Here is an 18324-nt window from a genome sequence, read left to right as displayed (position 1 = left end):
CGGAGCACACGTGTGTACTTCGCATGATCATGCCCAGGGCGAGGCCGAGCAGGCCGGTGCCGGAAGACGCGGTTTCCTGCGCGCGACCGCGCTGCTCGGCGCCGCGGCCACGGCCGGGGTCGCCCTGCCGACCGTGGCCGAGGCGTCCACGGCGGCCACGCCCGCCGGTTGGCGTCCGAACGCCGACAGCCGACGCTTCACGCTGGCCGTGATGCCCGACACCCAGTACCTCTTCGACGGCCCGAGCATCAACCCGGCGCCCATCGAGGCGTCCCTGCGCTATCTCCTGGAGCACGGCCGGGACGAGAACATCGTCTTCCTGTCCCACCTCGGCGACCTCACCGAGAACGGCGCGAAGGAGGAGTTCGCCGCGATCGGCAAAGCCTTCGAGCTGCTCGACCGGCGTGGCGTCGGCTACAGCGTCCTCGCCGGCAACCACGACGTGAAGTCGTCCACGAACGACCAGCGCGGCGCCACGCCGTACCTGGACACGTTCGGCCCGCGGCGGTTCCAGGGCAAGTCCACCTTCGGGGGCGCCTCTTCGGACGGCTACAACAGCTACCACCTCTTCAAGGCGGCCGGCCGCGAGTGGATGGTGCTCGCGCTGGACTGGCGGCTGTCTGCGCAGGGCTACGCCTGGGCGAAGGACGTCCTCGCCCGGCACCCGAAGACGCCCGTCATCCTCACCACGCACGAACTGGTCGTCGACGACGACGCGTTGTCGTCGTACGGCCAGCAGCTGTGGGACCAGCTGATCAAGGACCACGACCAGATCTTCCTCACCCTCAACGGCCACTACTGGCCGGCGGGCCGGGCCGTGCGCCAAAACGCGGCGGGCAACGACGTCCACCTGCATCTGACGAACTACCAGAACCGCTACTTCGGCGGCGCGGCGATGATCCGCCTCTACCACTTCGACCTGGACCGCGACGTCATCGACGTCGAGACGGTCTCCCCGTGGATCCTGGGCCGCGCCGCGAAGGGCCTGGGCGAGCTGGAGCGGCAGGAGATCGAGCTGAGCGGTGACGCCGACCGGTTCTCGGTCGACATCGACTTCGCGGACCGCTTCTCCGGCTTCTCCCCGCTGCCGGCCCGCCCGGCGCGCCCCGCGTCGAAGATGCTGATCCGGGGCACGGCCGCCTACTGGCGCTTCGACTCCCCCGTCTCCGGCACCGTCCGCGACCTGTCCGGCCGCGGCAACGACCTCACCGTGGTCTCCGTCGGCGGCGGCACCCTCGGCTGGTCCGCCGACCACCACCCCGACCAGCCCGGCCACGGCAGCCTGGAGTTCACCGGCTTCAAGTCGCCGCTGAGGGGCGCGTACCTGCGCACGGTCGACGGCGCCCCGCTGAACTCGGCGACGTTCAGGAACGGCTACACGATCGAGGCCTTCTACCGTGTTCCCGCGGACTGGGACGCCTCGCACAACGCCTGGGGCGGCCTGATCAGCCGTACGGGCACGGGCGGCGCGGCCGGCAAGACCGAGGGCGACCCCGACGAGCCGCTGGCCACGCTCTCCCTCTCCGACGGTCCCGGCCCGCAGTGGGCGGTCCGGCCGCTGAACCAGGAGGGCATCGCCACCAACTGGGGCGACGAGACCGCGCGGGAGACCTGGTGGCACGTCGCCGTCGTCAACGACGGCCGGCACACCACGCTGTACGTCCAGGGCTGCCCCGTCGCCCGCAACCCGCACGCCACCGCGATCGGCCTCACCTCGGTCGGCCTGCCCTGGCTGCTCGGCGGCTACGAGTACGGCGGCAGGATCGACCAGATCCACTACGGCCGCCTCGGCGACGTCCGCGTCGTCGAACGGGCGCTGCCCGTCACGTCCTTCATGAACCACTGACGCCTGCCGAGGATGACCATGACTGAGCAGCAGCTGCCCACCTGGGCCGACCCGTCCGTCTCCCCCGCCGCCCTCGACCCGCAGGGCGTCTCCAGACGCGGACTCCTGCACCGCGCGGGCCTGTTCGGCGCCGCGTTCGCGCTGGGCTCGACGGCCGTCCCCGCGATGGCGTCTTCGGGCGACCGTCGTCTGGGCGGCGAGGACCCCCGCCTCGCCTACCTCGTCGGCGATCACCACATCCACACCGTCTACAGCCACGACGCCAAGTACACGTTCTCCCAGCTGGCCGCCGCGGGCGCCAAGTACGGCCTGGACTGGATGGTGTTCACCGAGCACTCCAACTTCGGGCACGCCAACTACGGCGCCGCGCTGGAGCACAAGGAGATCCTCGAAGCACGCGCCGAGAACCCGCGCCAGCTGATCTTCCAGGGCCTGGAGTGGTACATCCCGGCCGCCGAGCACTGCACGGTCTTCGCGGCGCCCGGCCGGCACGAGGTGGACCTGCTCACGCAGTTCGAGAGCGCCTACGACGGCAAGCTGCTCGGCTACACCGAGGGAGCCCCGGGGGCCGCGGACACGGCCCGCAACGAGGCCCACGCGGTCAAGGCCCTCAAGTGGCTCGCCGAACAGCGCCGTACGGGCTACGTGGACGACGTCCTCGTCCTCGCCAACCACCCGCTGCGCCTCGGCATCGACTCCCCGCACGAGATGCGGGGCTGGCGGGACGCGGCCCCCGAGATCATGATCGGCATGGAGGGCGCGCCCGGCGCCCAGGGCGCGGCGATCCCCGGCTGGCGCGGTGCGACGTCGATGCGCGGCGAGTACGAGAACAAGCCGTCCGCGCAGTCCTGGCCGGGCTATCCGGCTGGGGCGTACCTCACGTACGGCGGCTTCGACTGGGCGACCGCGACGGTGGGCGGCCTGTGGGACTCGATGCTGGCGGAAGGCCGTCTGTTCTCGATCACCACGAACTCCGACGCCCACCGCATCGTCTTCGACACCTGGCGCAACGGCGACTGGCCGGCGGGCCAGAACTTCGACAACACCGGCAAGCTGCCCGACCCGGTGAACACCGACACCCCGCAGCCGGGCAGCGACTTCTGGCCGGGCCAGTTCAGCCGCACCCACGTCGGCGTGACCCGCTACGGCTACCGCGCCGTGATGGCGGGCCTGCGCGCGGGCCGGGTCTGGCTCGACCACGGCCACCTCCTCGACGGCCTCGACGTCCGCCTCAAACGGGACTGCGACCACGGCCGGGGCGTGACGCTGGGCGGCCGGCTGCGTGTCCGCAAGGGCGAGAAGCTCACGCTGACCATCACGGTCACGACGGCCTCCCGCCCCAACCCGCACGGAATCCTGCCGGAGTTGGCGCACGTGGACGTCATCCGGGGCGCGGTGCGCGGCCCGGTCGCCGACCGGGACACCTGGCAGGCGCCGGACACCAAGGTCGTGGCGACGAAGGACGTGTCCGGCCGCAAGGGGACGTACACCCTGCGGATCCCGCTGACCGCCGGGAACGAGCCCTTCTACGTCCGCCTGCGCGGCAGCGACGGCAACCGGGGCGGCGCCGGCTACCTCGGCGCGTCGGTCGACCCGCACGGGCCGATCCCGCACACGCCCGGAGACGGTGACCCGTGGACGGATACGTGGTTCTATTCGAACCCCGTGTTCGTCGACGTGGCAGGAGCCTGATGAGACGTCATCTCGTCACCCCGGTTTGCTTAGTGGGTGCCCTCGCGCTCGGCGCGGGCACCGCCTCGGCCGCCGGTGACCCGCACTGGACCGAGACCGGCACGGCGTCCACCGACACCCTGGGCGGCGGGCAGGGGCTCGCCACCCGGGCGGACGGCTCGCTCCTGTACCGGGGCCTGGTGGACATCCCGCTGGGCCTGCGGATCAAGGGCTGGAACCACGTGGGCGACCCGGACATCGCGAACGGGTACGTGTTCGACGCCTACCAGGGCCCGGACACGGCCACGTCCAAGATGTACGCGGTGACGACACCGGCCGGGAAGCGCTACGAGTACGTCCACCAGCTCAACCCGGGCGAGAAGCTCAACAACTCCTTCGCCACGGTCTCGCCCGACGGGCAGTGGCTGGTGTCGGGCGAGTGGGGAGAGCAGCGCAGACTCCAGGTCTTCCCGGCTCCCCTGCTGAACCCGGCCACGTCCCCGACGGGCGGCGGCCTGAACGAGGCCTGGCAGATCACCCTGGACAAGCCGGTACGCGACATCCAGGGCTGCGACTTCGTCACGGACACCCGCCTGCTGTGCGCCTCGAACGACGCCACGGGCACGCTCTTCCCCGAACCCCGCCCACTCCTCCAGGTGGACCTGCCCCGCAAGGTGGACGGTCAGCCGATCACCGCCGCGGTGAAGTCCCTGCTCGCACTGCCGCAACGCAGCGTGTGCACGGGGGCGTTCGAGACGGAGGGCGTGGACTACGACGCGAACAGCGGGACGCTGCGGGCGGAGATGATTCCGCCCGGGGTGTGCGCGGTGGCCACGGCTGTGTACTCGTACCGGCAGGTCGCGGGCTGATCCACGAGTGGCGCAGAGGCGGCGACGACCGAAGGGACCGCCGCCCTCTGCGTCCTCTAGCCGCACCGGTCACACCGCCGGTGGCTCCAGGTCCCGATGGATGCGCTTGCCCTCGCGGACGCTCACCGTGTGCGGATGGTCCACGCCCAGCATCCGGGCGAACTCGGCATGGCTGCTCTCCTGAAGCTGTTCAGCCTCGGGAGAGCGGCCCAGAGCCCGCAGGGTCACGGCCAGGTTGGCGCGCGAGACGATGGTGTCCGGATGCTCGTGGCCGAGGGTCGACTGGAAGCCGGCGACGGCCAGCCGCTCCAGTTCCTCCGCCTGGCGCAACTCGTCCAGCTCCGCAAGCACATTGGCGAGGTTGACGGCACCGGCGAGCGTGTAGGGGTGCCGGTCGCCGAGCGCCTCCCGCAGGGTGTCGAGGTTCTTCTCCAGCAGCGCCCGCGCCCGGCTGACCTCGCCGGAACCGCGTAGGAAGATCCCGAGGTTGTTGACGGCGGCAAGGGTGGCCGGATGCCGCTCGCCGGGTGCCGTGCGGTACTGCCGCACGATGTCCTGCGCCAGGGTCAGAGCCTCCTCGCGCGCCCCGGTGACGTACAGGTCGGTCGCGTAGTTCAGGGTGCAGTCCAGCACGTCCGGGGTGGACGCGGGGGTCTCGCGCAGCCGGTAGAGCTCCCGGGTCCGGTGGGTGAGCGCCCGCGCCTCGTCCACCCGCCCCGCCTTGCGCAGCGACACCGCCAGGCTCTTGGCGCTCCGCTGGGTCTCGGGGTAGGCCTCGCCGAACAGTCGCCCGTACGACTCGTAGCTGCTGCTCAGCAGCGAGATGGACGCCTCATAGTCGCCCGTCTCGCGCAGGTCGCGGCCCAGGTTGGTGATGCTGGTCAGGGTGTGCGCGTGCGCGGCGCCGAGGTCGTTGCGCCGCAGATCGTAGATCTCCTGATCGACCTCCAGAGCCTCGCTGAAGCGGCCGAGAAGTCTGAGGCACACAGCACGGTTGTTGTTGGCGCTGAGGGTGCGGGGATGGTCCTCGCCGAAGGTCTCCTTGAAGCCGTGGTACGCCTCGGTCGCCAGCTCCAGCGCCTCCTCGAACCGGCCGATGCTGCCCAGGTCGATGGCGAGGCCGCTGGCCGTCATCAGGATGTGCGGATGGCCGGGCATCAGCAGGCCACGCTGTTGGGTGAGGGTGTCGGAACCCAGCTCCTCCGCCTCCACGTACTTGCCCAGCGAGCGCAGCACGTTGGCGATGTGAAACCGAAGGTGCAGCAGCTGGGTCTGGAGTTCCGTCGCGTAGCGGCGCTCCTCGGCGAGCGTGCGCGGGGCTCGCGGGTTGCCCAGGCCGGCCGGCTCGGGCGCCGGTGCCCGCTCGGCCGGCTCCTGCCTCTCGAGGTCGGCGATCCGGAAACGGCTGACCGTCAACTGTTGCTCCCACAGCTGCCGCAGGCCGTGGGTGAAGGAGAGCGCGGCGTTCAGGTCGCTGCGCTTCCACAGGTAGCGGACGCGGTCCATGAGCAGCTGCCGGGTCTTCGGGTCGTCGCAGGCGCCGGCCTCGGAGGCCTCCAGATGCGGCCAGATCGCGGCGAAGGCGGGCTGATTCTCCGGGCCGTCGATGGGCTCCTCACCCACCGGGCGAGCGCCGGCCAGGATGCGGTGCACGACGTGCTGGGCGTCCTCCTGCTCCTGGGGAGTGAGCTGGGACCGGATGACCGCCTGCACCAGCCGGTGCACCTCGATCGATTCGGTGGCCCGGTCCACCTTGGCGAGGGCGAACCGGCAAACCTCCCGGATCACCCGACCGAGCACCATCCTCTCCTGGAGCGACGGGTCCAGCGTGGCCAGGACGCTCGTCATCTCGTCGCCGTACAACAGCTCCATCGAGATGGGTTCGGCAGCGAAGAAGGCGCACAGTTGGAGCAGCCTCACCGCGGCCGGGGAGCGTTCCTTCAGCCGCTCGATGGAGACGTTCCAGGTGGCGGCGACCGGCTCGGGGTAGTTGGCGGGCCGGCTGAGCGACAGCACCCGCTCCGCCTGGTGTTCCAGCTCGGCGAGGTAGGTGTCGACGGGCGTGCCGGTCTCGTCCAGCCAGGCGCCGGCCTGGTCGAGGGCGAGGGGCAGGTCACCCACGGCGGAGGCAACCCGGTCGGCGTCCTCCGTGGTGAGGTCCGCGGCCCGGCGTAGCAGGTGCTCGACGCTCTCCTCGCGCAGGAACGGGTCGATCTCCAGGGCCTCGCCGAACTGGAGCCAGGTCTGGTTGCGGGAGGTGACCAGCACATGGCCGGCGCCACCGGGGAAGTGCTTGCTCACCTCCGCGGGCTCGTCGGCGTTGTCGAACACCAGCAGCCAGCGCAGCGTGGCGGACGACTGGCGCAGATGGTCGCGGACCTCCTGCGCGGTCCGCGCGGCGTCGTCGCCGACCCGCAGGCCCAGCCTGTGCCCGAGGTCGGCGAGAGAGGAGACCACGAGCTCGTTCTGCTGGGAGGGTATCCACCACACCAGTTCGTAGTCGGCGGCGAAGCGGTGCACATATTCCAGCGCGATCTGCGTCTTGCCGACACCGCCCAGCCCATGCAGGGCGTACGGCGCCCCGGAGCCGCCCGAGTTGCTGCTCCCGAGCCCGTCGCGGAGCCTCTCCAGGAGTGCGCCGCGGCCGGTGAAGGCGGAGTTGCGGGGCGAGATGTTCCAGAACTTGGGCATCGTGTCGGGGAAGCGGGCGTCCCAGCGCGCTGCCTCGTCGGTCAGGTCGGCCGGAAGCGGCGGCCTGCCGAGCGCCCGCAAGAGGGCGGAGGAGGCGATCCGCTCGCTGGTACGCACCAGGTCGATCGAGGGCACATCTCCGAACGCGGGCCCCGGACGCAGATCACCGACCCGGACGGGGAGCACCTGACGGCTGCCCGAGAGGTCACCGCCGGTGGCCGCGTCCCACACCTGACGGGCCCTCGGTGAGCGCTGGAAAGCCGAGGAGAGGACGAAGACGGTCCGGTCGGCGGGCTTCTCGGCACCGTCCCCTTCGTCACCCACGCACCGGCGCGACACCTTGAACCCCGCCCGGGACAACAGGAAGCTGATCCAGTCGGCCCACATGCGATCCTCTGACACATAGCTGAGGTGCAGGTCGGAGGGGAGCGCCGGCCGACGGCGGGTGAACTGCGCCGTGACCCTCGCGCGCACGTCCTCGGGCATGCGCGGCAGGCCGATCACGGCCTGGTCGCTGATCACACCGGTGAGCCGCTCGAAGGCGGACAACAGAGACGTCGCGTTACCGGCCTCGTCGCCGAACGTGGCCAGGGTCTCCTCGTAGGCGTAGTAAGGCCGGTAGGGAACCTCCACCGACCCCCAGTAGCTGGTGAGTTCGTCCTCGGTCATACCGGAGGGGAACCCGTCGAACTTGGCACGGGCCAGCGCACGCCCGGCGTCCGCCTTCTCCTTCTCGCCCTCGTCGATACGCATGGGGACGGGCAGGATGCGGATACGGCGGCGTCGGAACCGGTCGTGGATGTCATGAGCGACGGACGCGGCGCCGTCGATGCTCTGGCTGCTGAGGGTGAAGCAGTCGACCAGGACGTCGGGCAGGTGGGCGGTACATATGTCGGCGATGTCGGACAGGCCGGTGCGGCTGTCGATGAGGACGTAGTCGTAGTTCTGGCGCATGTTCTCGCGCAGCGCGTCGAAGAAGAGTCCGCCACCGAGATCGTCGTAGAAGTGGTCCCAGTCGAACGTGCTCACGAGGGCCGAGTAGTCGCGGTCCTGTCGTCCCGCGGAAACCATGTCGAGGGTGCCGGGCTCGGGGAACGGCCAGTCCAGGGAGACGGCGTGGCGCTGGATTCGGGCGTAGTCCAGATGCCAGTCCGGCGGCCGCTCGTCGATGCCGTCGAATCCGTCGCCGACGGCCGCCCAGGCGTACTCCTTGAGCATGTCAATGACGCCGGTGGTGGCGCCGAGGGTGGCGGGATCGAGGAACGGGTGGAAGAAGCGGTGCAGGCCCGGTGCCTCCAGGTCCCAGTCCACCGCGAGCACCCGCTTGCCGTTGGCGGCGAGGATCCAGGCGACGTTGGCCAACGCCATCGTGCGTCCCGTACCGCCCTTGTACGAGTAGAAGGTGACAATGCGCCCGTCACGGTCATCGGTCATCGCCGCTCCCCGCCATGCCGTGTCGGACCCGTACCGTGGCCGCTTCGGGTGTAGCGCGCCGACTCCTCCAGACTAGCCGTCGGGGCGGCTATCTGCTTCCGTCCAGGGGCAGTTGGCCTCAGCGGGGCTTATCCTCGCAGCGGGCGGCAGACCCAGGGGGACGGGGCATGAAGATCTTTCTGAGCTGGTCCGGAGGCGCCTCTCAAAAGTGCGCCGAACTACTCGCCGAATGGCTGCCGTTCTTCAGTGACGAGATCGAGCCCTTCGTCTCCTCGGACAGCATCAGGAAGGGAGCACGTGGCCTGGACGAGCTGAAGGAACAGCTCGACAAGAGTTCCTTCGGTATCGCCTGCATCACCCACTCCAACCTTGACGCCCCATGGATCACTTTCGAATCGGGAGCCCTGTCGAAGGAGGTCAATGAGCACGAGGGAAGAGTCGTGCCTTTCCTCCTCGAAGGCAGCCACGCCGATCTGGAGGCCGCGAGCAGTCCGCTCCGCCAGTTCCAGTCGACTCGGGCACACGACAAAGAGGATGTACTGAGGCTGGTGCGGACCATCAACGAGGTCCTCTGCAGGTCCGCGGGACGCCATCCCGACGACACTCGACTCACGAAACGGTTCGACAAAGCGTGGCCCGATCTGAGCGATGCCCTGGCTGCGATCGACCTGACGGCGGACGGCGACGGGTACGGGCCACCACGTCGGTCGCAGACGGAGATCCTGGAGGATTTGGCTTCGCTGCTGAAGGAACAGATCAGCCGTATCACCGACTTGGAACGAGCGGTCGACGCCCTCCGCAACGGTCATGGCACGTCCCCCAGGAAGCTGACCAGATTCGTGGGTGTCTACGACGAGCCCGTCGGCCCGGTCGCTGCCACGGCGGAGACCTCTGACCAGGACGAGGCGGGATGAGCCCGGGGCTCGGGCACCGGCTGCGGACCCTGTTCGGCACGCGTCTCGGGCTGTCGACGGCCGGACGGGCGTGCGCTGTGCAGTTCGGCGTGCTGTCGGGTGCCGCCCAGCTGTATTTGACGTTCTGGCCGGACAGCCGCTTACCGCGCGGTACGACGTTCCTTGTCCTGGCGGGTGTGGCGCTGGCCGGAGGCATTGTGCACTCCTGGCCCCGGAACAGAGTCAGCCACGAGTTCACCCATCCGGGATTCGGCGTGACCGTGACGGTCGGCGACCTTTTCGACCAGCCGTGTCATCTCGTCATCGGATTCAACGACGTGTTCGACACCGACACCACCGACGATCTGGTGATCGCGCGGCGCAGTGTGCAGGGCCAGTTCCTGCATCGGGTCTATGCCGGGGAGGTCGACCGGCTGGACGGTGAACTCGCGGTCGCACTGGCAGGGAAGCAGCCCGTCGGAGTGGAGGAACGGGCGGCGAAGCGGGCCGGCAAGCTGTCCCGCTATCCGGTCGGTACGGTCGCCGTCCTGGGCCTCTCCGCCCGGCGCTATTTCCTGAGCGCCTACGGCACCATGCGCGGCGACCTGACGGTCGGCTCGGGGCCTGACGAGATCTGGCACAGTCTGGGCGAGTTGTGGCGGGCGGTGCATGTGCACGCCCGGCGCGAGACGGTGGCCATGCCGGTCATCGGCTCGGACCTGGCCCGCATCGACAGCTTGGACCACGCCGGCCTGATCAAGCTGATCCTGCTGTCCTTCGTCACCGGATCACGGCAGTCGGTCATCTGCAAAGAGCTGACGATCGTCGTCCGTCCGGAGGAGTATGAGCGCGTCGACATGTTGGAGCTGGCCGCGTTCCTGCGGACGCTCTGACCATCGGACCCGTGAGGAGGACTTCGCGTGGAGCAGAAACGGAGCGGGGCGGATTCGACCGGGCCCTACTTCTTTCTGAGCTACGCGCACACTCCGCGCCTCGACTTCAACGACGCCCCTGATCCTGACATGTGGGTGCACCGGCTGTTCCGAGACCTGTGCGAGTACGTCATGTATATGACGGACTCCCCCGTTGGCGTGCAAATCGGTTTCATGGATCGTGAGACGAGAGCCGGTGAGATCTGGAGCCACCGGAGGTCCGAGGCACTCGCCACCTGCCGGGTGTTCGTCCCTCTGTACTCGCCCCGTTACTTCATCAACGACACATGCGGCCGCGAGTGGTCGGCCTTTTCCCAACGCCAGGCAGACCACAGCATGTCGTCGCCGGGACTCCCGGTCATCGTGCCGGCGCTCTGGGCCCCCGTACCGGCCCACAACCTCCCCCACGCCGCGCAGAGCCTGCCGTACGACCACGAGCGGTTCGGCCGCGAATACGCCACCTTCGGCCTCTACGGCCTGATGAAGCTGCGGTCGTTCCGCCAGCAGTACGAGAAGATCACCTTCCTGCTGGCTCAGACGATCGCCGCCACCGCGCAGGTGAACCCCCTCCCTGTCGGACGCCCCCTGGACTTCGCACAGCTGCCCAGCGCCTTCGAACAACGCACCAGCGCGCGTCGGATTCTTCGCATCGTGGTGGCCGCGCCCAGCCGCCAGGAGCTGCCGCCTGGGCGCCCCGAACAGTGCTACGGCCCCTCCGCCCTCGACTGGAATCCCTACCGCGAGAGCGACACGGACACCACCCGGCCACTCGCTGAGATCGCCGCGACGATCGCCGAACGGCTCGACTACCGATACACGGTCGAATCACTCGACGAGGCGGTCGGCGGTCTGCTCACCGAGCGGCGACCGGACGGTCCGACACTGATGCTGCTGGACCAATGGGCCCTCTCCGACCCGAAGCGGCAGGCGCTGCTGGCCCGCATGGACGAGGCGGCGCCGCCGTGGCTCGGGGTGATCGTGCCGTCGAATCCGGCTGACTCGGACGACAAGACCGGACTCGAGTTGCAGACGGCCCTGAAGCAGACGCTGCCCCGAACCGTCAGGCGGGTCCGGAGTGTCCCGCGGGCGGCGATGGCCGGAGTTCCGTCGTTGGCCGAGTTCGACGCCCTCCTGCCCCATGTGATCCAGTGGGCAGCCGCCCAGTTCCTCCGGTTCACCCCGAGCCATCCGCCCCCGGGTTCCACGACCCGCCGGTTCCGGCTGGGAGGACCCGTCGAGGAGGCATCCGATGACCGCCGACCTTGACGGACAGATCATCACCTTCTACTCCCAGAAGGGCGGCACCGGACGGACCATGGCACTGGCCAATGTGGCCTGGATCCTCGCTTCCAACGGCTACCGCGTCCTGGCGTCGGACTGGGACATCGAGGCGCCCGGCCTGCACCGCTATTTCCACCCGTTCCTCGACGCCGCGACCTCCGGCGCGACGACGGGAGTGCTCAATCTCTTCGCGGACTATGTGGTGGACCGGGGCAGCGGCACCGAACCGGAGGCGGACGTGATACGCCGTCATGCCAGCGTGCTGCCGCACTCCGTTTCGGTCGATTGGACCTTCCCTGGCGGCGGAACCCTCGACTACATGCCCGCGGGGCGACGGGACGCGGAGTACCTGACGCATCTGATGGGCTTCAGCTGGGGAAACTTCACCGAGTTCCTCGGTGGCGTGCGGTTCCTTGAGGCGTTGCGCAGCGACATGAGGAGCAGTTACGACTACACCCTCATCGACAGCCGTTGCGGGGTCAGTGACCTGGTCGCCCTGTGCACCATGGACCTGCCGGACGTGGTGGTGAACTGCTTCACGCTCAGTTCGCAGAGCATCTCGGGCGCGGCGGCCATGGCCCGGACCATCCGGCGGAACGCAAGACCGCGCGACGTCCAGGTGTTGCCCGTGGCCATGCGGGTCGCCGAGGGGCGAGGTGAACGGCTTACCGCGGCGCGGGAGCTGGTTCGCGTCTCCTTCCCCGGCCGGCCGGCCGGCAACCGGGCCTGCTTGGAGATCCCGCATCGGCAGGACTACGCCTACGAGGAGATACTCGCCGTGTTCGGCGACGCGCCCGGCGCCCCCGACAGCCTGCTGACGGCACTCGAACGCCTGACGGGCCAGATCACCGCCGGGCGCGTGGGAAGCTTCCCGCCCCTCGATGACGACCTCCGCAGACGTCACCTCACCTCGTACGTACGACCGCTGTCACCCATCGCGACGCCCCTCATGCTGTGGCACGCGCCGGAGGACAGGATGTGGGCCGACTGGGTCCGCTGGGTACTCACCCGCTCGGGCTTCGAAGTGCTCGCCCCGGATGCCGATGCCGAGCCGACACCCACAGGCACGAGCCCGCGCACGGTGGCGTTGCTGTCCTCAGCCTTTCTGCGCTCGACGCGGTCCCGGACCCTGTGGCAGCGCCTCGACCCGCCCGGACCCGGCTCGCGCGGGCAGTTGGTCCCGTTCCGTATCGAGCCAATCACCCTCGCGCCGCCGTTCAGCGACCACGGTCCGGTCGACCTGACCTCGCTCAACGAGTCGCACACCGCGCAGACCGTCCTGCGCAGCGTCGGTCTCTCCGGCGAGGCGACCCTGCGACCGCTGGAGTCGGCCCGGCCCCGGTTTCCCGGCCGCACGCCCGCCGTATGGCAGGCCCCGCCACGCAATCCGTTCTTCGTGGGCCGCGACAGGCATCTGGACCAGTTGCACGCCATCCTCGACGTCAGCCGTCGTCAGGCCGCCATACTGCCCCGCCAAGGCCTCAGCGCCTGCGGGCGCACACAGCTCGCCGTGGAGTACGCCCATCGGTTTCAGGCGGCATACGACCTGGTGTGGTGGGTGCGGGCGCAGAGCCCGGAGTCGACATTGCTGTCGCTGGCACGGCTGGCCGATCGCCTTGGGCTGCGTCACGGCGACAGCGTGCCCGAAGCCGCTCGTCGGACCCTTGACGAGTTGGGCTCGGGCACACCGTATGACCGATGGCTGTTGGTCTACGACAACGCCGGCGGCCCGCAGAGTCTCGACGGGCTACTGCCCTCCGGCGCACATGGGCACGTGCTGGTCACCTCCCGCGACCGCCGCTGGACCGGGACGATGGACACCGTGGAGGTCGACGCCTTCACCCGGGAACAGAGCGTCGAGCTGCTGCGTCGGCGGGTGCCGGTGCTGGCTCCCAACGACGCCAACCGGATCGCCACGGCCGTGGAGGACATGCCGCTCGCGGTGGCGCAGGCGTCGTCGTGGCTGGCGCAGACACCACAAGTGGAGCACTACCTCCTACAACTCGCCGAGCAGCGGCACTCACCACCGTCGACCCCGCCCGGCGGTGCGGTCGCGGCCACTACCCGGCTGGCTCTGGCCACCTTGCGCGAGCGTGCTCCCGCGGCGCTGCGGCTGCTCGTGCTGTGCTCCCATCTCGCCCCATTGCCAGTGCCGTTGGCGCCGTTGTACACCGACACGACCTTGCGTCTTCTGCGCCCTCACGACCCCGGCGTGCACGAGCGGCTGCTGGTGAGCAAGGCGGTGCAGGAACTCAGCCGGCTCGGCCTGACCGAGGTGGACCAGGCCGGTCACACGCTGAGAGTGCACCGCGTGGTGCAGGCCCTGGTACGCGGCGCGGTGCCCGAGTCCGAGGACGAAGAAGTCCGCCACGAGGCACACCTGTTGCTGGGCGCCGCCGGACCGCGCCGCGACGGGTCCGGCGCCGACGGCGACGACGCTACGTCCGAGGAGTTGTGGCCGCACCTCGATCAGACGCGGGCCGATGAGTGCGGGGACGACGACATCCGCGACATGCTCATCGAGCGACTGGGCAGCACCGTACGACTCGGCTTGCCGGACCGCGCGTTGGAACTGGGGCGTCGACTCGACCAGTGCTGGAGTCGGGGCGGCGGAGAAGCCGAACACCAGGTACTTCGTCTGCGCACCCATCAGGCGGCCGCGCTGCGGAGCCTGGGCGCTTATGCGGAGGCATCCGGTCTCGACGCCGACACGCTGGGCCGTCAGCGCGAGCTGCTGCCGCCGGGCCACGTGCACGCGCTGATGACCGCCGCGGGCCTGGCGGAGGATCTGCGGGCGCTGGGCCGCGTCAGCGAGGCCCTGCGACTGGCCCGTGAGGTGTCGGCCGGGTTCCAGGATTCCTTCGGTGAGGAACACCCGCAGGCACTGTCCGCGTCCGAGGCGTTCGCCAGGTCGTTGTCCCTGACGGGCGCCTACGCGGCCGCCCGGGAGAAGAGTCTGGCCGCGCTGCAGCGCAGGCGCGAGGTACTGGGCAACGGTCATCCGTCGGCCCTGGTGTCCACACTCGGGCTCGGCCGGGACTTGCGCGAAGTGGGTGACTACGCCGGTTCCGTGGCCGTACTGCGGCCGGCTCTGAACGAGTTGCGCGGACACAACACGCGCAGCGCGCTGCGTGCGACCGTCAGCCTCTCGGTTTCACTTCGCCGCACGGGCGAGCTGAAGGAGGCCGAGGCACTCGCCTCCGCGGCCGACCAGGAGTACAACTCCGGGTGGGACAGGGATGATCCCGATCGACTGGCCTGTGGGCTCAATCTGGCCGTTCTGGCAGCCGACGTCGGGGACCTGGCCGCCGCACGCACCGCGATCAGCCTCCTCCAGCACCGTTTCCTCCGGCTCCGCGGCCCCGAGCACCCCGACCTCGCGGTGTGCGACCACAATCTCGCGGTCTGCCTCCGCGCGGCCGGGGAGGCCAACGAAGCACTGGCGACAGCCGATCGGACGGTGCGGTCCCTCGGCGCGTGCCTCGGCGACACTCATCCGTACACCCTCTGCGCCAGACTCACGCTCGCCAACGTGCTGGGTGACTTGGAGCAGTTCGACAAGGCCGAAGAAGTGTCACGCTCCTGTGCGGCGACTCTGCAGGACTGCCTCGGGGCCAACCATCCCGACAGTCTGATCGCCGACCTCGACCTGGCGGTCACGCTGCGCTCGGTGGGCCGAATCCCGGAGGCCACACGGCTGCGGGACGGGGTGGTGGACTGTTTCGCCCGCCGGCTGGGAGCCGGCCACCCCTGGACGAAGGCGGCACGGAACTGGCAACGGATCGACCGCGACCTCGAACCGCTGTTGCCCGCGTAGCCGTCTCGAAGGGGGCTTCCGGCTCAGGCGTAGAACCGCGACAGGCTCTGCAACACCGCGGCCGGCTTCGTCCCGCCCTCGATCTCGATCGTTCCGTCCACCCTGATCTGCGCCCCGCCCGGAACCTCCTCGACCTCGGCCAGCTTCCCGACCAGCCGAATGCGCGAGCCGACCTTCACTGGCGACGGGAAACGCACCTTGTTCAGGCCGTAGTTGACCTTCGTGGTGACGCCCTGGACGTCCAGCAGCTCGGTGAAGAGGGGGATGAAGAGGGAGAGGGTGAGGTAGCCATGGGCGATAGGCGCGCCGAAGGGCCCCTCAGCCGCCCTCTCCGGGTCGACGTGGATCCACTGGTGGTCCCCCGTCGCGTCGGCGAACGTGTTGATGCGGTCCTGGGTGACCTCGATCCACTCGCTGGTGCCGAGGTCGCTGCCGGACAGCTTCTTCAGTTCGGCGAGGCCGTTCACGGTGATGGTCATGCGGTTCCTTCACTCTTGCCGTACCGGGTACGGACGCGGGACTTGAGGAGCTTTCCGGAGGCCGTGCGCGGGAGTTCGTCCGCGAGGACCACCGACTTCGGGATCTTGTACTTGGCGAGGCGGCCGGACAGGGAGGCCAACACCTCGTCGGGGTCGACGGTGGCCCCCTCGCGGGGGACGACGACCGCGCGCGGGACCTCGCCCCACTTGTCGTCGGGGACGCCGATGACCGCGCATTCGACGATGTCGGGGTGGGCGAGGAGGAGGTCCTCGATCTCGGCGGGGTAGATGTTCTCGCCGCCGGAGATGATCATGTCCTTGATGCGGTCGACGATGAAGACGTAGCCGTCCTCGTCGATACGGGCCGCGTCCCCGCTGCGGAACCAGCCCTCGGCGAAGGACGCGGCGGTCTCGTCGGGCAGGCCCCAGTAACCGGGCATGACGTGCGGGCCGCGGACGACGATCTCGCCGGTCTCGCCCACGTCGACGGGCGCGAGATCGGGCCGTACGACGCGCACATCGCTGAAGAAGTGCGGTACGCCCGCCGAGCCGGCCTTGCTCACCGCGTGCTCCGCGTCCAGGAAGAGTGCCCCCGGGGCCGCCTCCGTCATGCCGTAGCCCTGGAGGAAGGTCAGGCCCCGCTCCTGGTAGGCGGCGATCAGCGGCGTCGGGACCGGGGAGCCGCCGCAGGTCAGGATGCGCAGGGACGACAGGTCCGCCTCCGGCCAGCGGGGGTGGCGGGCCAACTGGTCGAACATGGTCGGTACGCCGAGCATGAAGGTGATGCGGTGACGGGCGATCAGGTCGAAGGTGGCGTTCGGGTCGAAGGCCTCGACCAGGACGCAGGTGCCGCCCTTGAGCAGGACCGGGAGCGTCAGCATGTTCAGGCCCGCCGTGTGGAACAACGGGGCCGAGACCAGGGCGTGTTCGTCGGCGATGAGGTCGATGTCGACGAGGACGTTGAGGGCGTTCCAGGTGATGTTGCCGTGGGTGAGCATCGCGCCCTTGGGGCGGCCTGTCGTGCCCGAGGTGTACATGATGATGCAGGTGTCGTCGGGGGTGACGGGGGCGTCGATCGGTTCGTCGGACGCCGACGCCAGGGCCGCCTCGTATTCGGGGCCCACTTCGACGTAGGTACGGATGTCGGTGCTGCCCGGGAGTCCCGCGACCAGACCGGCGTGTGACGGGCCGTAGAGCAGGGCCTTGGCTCCGGAGTCGGACAGTTGGTAGGCGATCTCGGGGCCGGCCAGGCGGGTGTTGAGGGGGACGAAGACCGCGCCGAGCGTGCCGGCGGCGAAGAGGGCTTCCAGGTAGGACGGGTGGTTCGGGCCCAGGTACCCGATGCGGTCGCCGCGGCGGACGCCACGGTCGCGCAGGGCGTGGGCCAGGCGGGTGGTGCGGTCGTGCAGGGTGGCGTACGACGTCGGTGTCCCGCCGTGGATCAGGGCGGTGCGGTGGGGGGTCTTGCGGGCCCGGCGTGCGGGCCACGACCCCAGTCCCTCGTTGCGCATGTCACGCCCCTTACGGTTTCGTCAGCCCGAGCAGTCGGGCGGCGTTCTCCTTGAGGATCCTCGGCCTGACCTCGTCCTTGATCGACAGCTTCGCGAAGTCGGCGAGCCAGCGGTCGGGGGTGAGGACGGGGAAGTCGGAACCGAAGAGGACCTTGTCCTTCAGCAGGGTGTTGGCGTACTGCACCAACTGCGGCGGGAAGTACTTCGGCGACCAGCCGGACAGGTCGATGTGCACGCCCGGCTTGTGGGTCGCGACCGCGAGGGCCTCGTCCTGCCAGGGGAAGGACGGGTGCGCCAGGATGATCTTCAGGTGCGGGAAGTCGGCCGCCACGTCGTCCACGTGGAGCGGGTTGGAGTATTTGAGGCGGATGCCGCCGCCTCCCGGGACTCCCGCACCGATGCCCGTCTGGCCCGTGTGGAACAGGGCGATGGTGCCCGTCTCCTCGATCACCTCGTAGAGGGCGTACGCCACCGAGCGGTCGTTGGGGAAGAAGCCCTGGATGCTGGGGTGGAACTTGAAGCCCCGCACGCCGTACTCCTCGACCAGGCGGCGGGCCTGCTTCACGCCCGCCTTGCCCCGGAAGGGGTCGATGGAGGCGAAGGGGATGAGGACGTCGGCGTTGGCGGCGGCCGCCTCGGCGACCTCCTCGTTCGGGACGGGTGGCGTGCCCGTCGCGGACTCGGCGTCGACCGTGAAGATCACCGCTGCCATCTTCCGCTCGCGGTAGTAGGCGGCGGTCTCCTCCAGGGTCGGCTTGCGCTTGCCCTCGACCTTGAAGTAGGCGGAGGAGGCGTCATGGAGGTCGTCGTCCAGGGAGGAGCGGCCGTTGGAGGAGACCTCCGCGTGGGTGTGGACGTCGATCGCGACCAGCTCGTCGGGGTTCATGGAGGGGGGCACGG

The 18324-nt window shown here is 69.6% G+C and carries 11 protein-coding genes; 7 read left to right on the top strand and 4 right to left on the bottom strand.

Annotated elements, in window-relative coordinates; genetic code table 11:
• The first annotated feature begins 10 nt into the window (after nt 1-10).
• The 3 genes from OG254_RS41850 to OG254_RS41840 are packed head-to-tail and all read left to right on the top strand — an operon-like array spanning nt 11 to nt 4386.
• Nucleotides 11-1846, top strand: coding sequence for a LamG-like jellyroll fold domain-containing protein (locus OG254_RS41850; RefSeq protein WP_405592751.1), 1836 nt, complete (start codon nt 11-13; stop codon nt 1844-1846).
• An 18-nt stretch (nt 1847-1864) separates the two neighbouring features.
• Complete coding sequence (locus tag OG254_RS41845) at nt 1865-3538, top strand: PHP domain-containing protein (RefSeq protein WP_405592749.1); 1674 nt, start codon at nt 1865-1867, stop codon at nt 3536-3538.
• Nucleotides 3538-4386: a hypothetical protein gene (locus OG254_RS41840; RefSeq protein ID WP_405592747.1), complete on the top strand. Its 849-nt coding sequence runs from the start codon at nt 3538-3540 to the stop codon at nt 4384-4386. Before OG254_RS41845 ends, OG254_RS41840 begins: the two co-directional genes overlap by 1 nt.
• A gap of 69 nt (nt 4387-4455) precedes the next feature.
• Here OG254_RS41840 and fxsT (OG254_RS41835) read toward each other — a convergent pair whose 3' ends face one another.
• Entirely contained in the window at nt 4456-8511 is a 4056-nt protein-coding gene (gene fxsT / locus OG254_RS41835; protein WP_405592745.1) for an FxSxx-COOH system tetratricopeptide repeat protein, read from the bottom strand.
• Between the two features lie 167 nt (nt 8512-8678).
• On the opposite strand from fxsT (OG254_RS41835), the gene OG254_RS41830 reads away from it, so the two are divergent.
• The 4 genes from OG254_RS41830 to fxsT (OG254_RS41815) are packed head-to-tail and all read left to right on the top strand — an operon-like array spanning nt 8679 to nt 15434.
• The gene (locus OG254_RS41830) at nt 8679-9425 is read left to right on the top strand and encodes a TIR domain-containing protein (RefSeq protein ID WP_405592743.1); all 747 of its coding nucleotides are present in this window, start codon (nt 8679-8681) and stop codon (nt 9423-9425) included.
• Complete coding sequence (locus OG254_RS41825; RefSeq protein ID WP_405592741.1) at nt 9422-10297, top strand: macro domain-containing protein; 876 nt, start codon at nt 9422-9424, stop codon at nt 10295-10297. The genes OG254_RS41830 and OG254_RS41825 overlap by 4 nt, the downstream gene beginning before the upstream one ends.
• A 27-nt stretch (nt 10298-10324) precedes the next feature.
• Nucleotides 10325-11602: a TIR-like protein FxsC gene (locus OG254_RS41820; RefSeq protein WP_405592739.1), complete on the top strand. Its 1278-nt coding sequence runs from the start codon at nt 10325-10327 to the stop codon at nt 11600-11602.
• Nucleotides 11586-15434 (top strand): FxSxx-COOH system tetratricopeptide repeat protein, encoded by a 3849-nt coding sequence (gene fxsT / locus OG254_RS41815; RefSeq protein ID WP_405592737.1) that lies wholly within the window; start codon nt 11586-11588, stop codon nt 15432-15434. The genes OG254_RS41820 and fxsT (OG254_RS41815) overlap by 17 nt, the downstream gene beginning before the upstream one ends.
• A 23-nt stretch (nt 15435-15457) precedes the next feature.
• Here fxsT (OG254_RS41815) and OG254_RS41810 read toward each other — a convergent pair whose 3' ends face one another.
• From OG254_RS41810 to OG254_RS41800, 3 genes are read right to left on the bottom strand one after another with little or no spacing between them, the layout of a single operon-like run.
• Nucleotides 15458-15913, bottom strand: coding sequence for a MaoC family dehydratase (locus tag OG254_RS41810; RefSeq protein WP_405592735.1), 456 nt, complete (start codon nt 15911-15913; stop codon nt 15458-15460).
• Complete coding sequence (gene menE, locus OG254_RS41805; protein ID WP_405592733.1) at nt 15910-17424, bottom strand: o-succinylbenzoate--CoA ligase; 1515 nt, start codon at nt 17422-17424, stop codon at nt 15910-15912. Before menE ends, OG254_RS41810 begins: the two co-directional genes overlap by 4 nt.
• A 10-nt stretch (nt 17425-17434) precedes the next feature.
• Nucleotides 17435-18310 (bottom strand): amidohydrolase family protein, encoded by an 876-nt coding sequence (locus OG254_RS41800; protein ID WP_405595514.1) that lies wholly within the window; start codon nt 18308-18310, stop codon nt 17435-17437.
• Between the last annotated feature and the right edge of the window lie 14 nt (nt 18311-18324).

Source organism: Streptomyces sp. NBC_01092 (genome assembly GCF_045039535.1).
Taxonomy (GTDB): Bacteria; Actinomycetota; Actinomycetes; order Streptomycetales; family Streptomycetaceae; genus Streptomyces.
The sequence above is the reverse complement of the archived record's forward strand: the minus strand, read 5'-3'. Positions and strand labels throughout refer to the sequence as shown.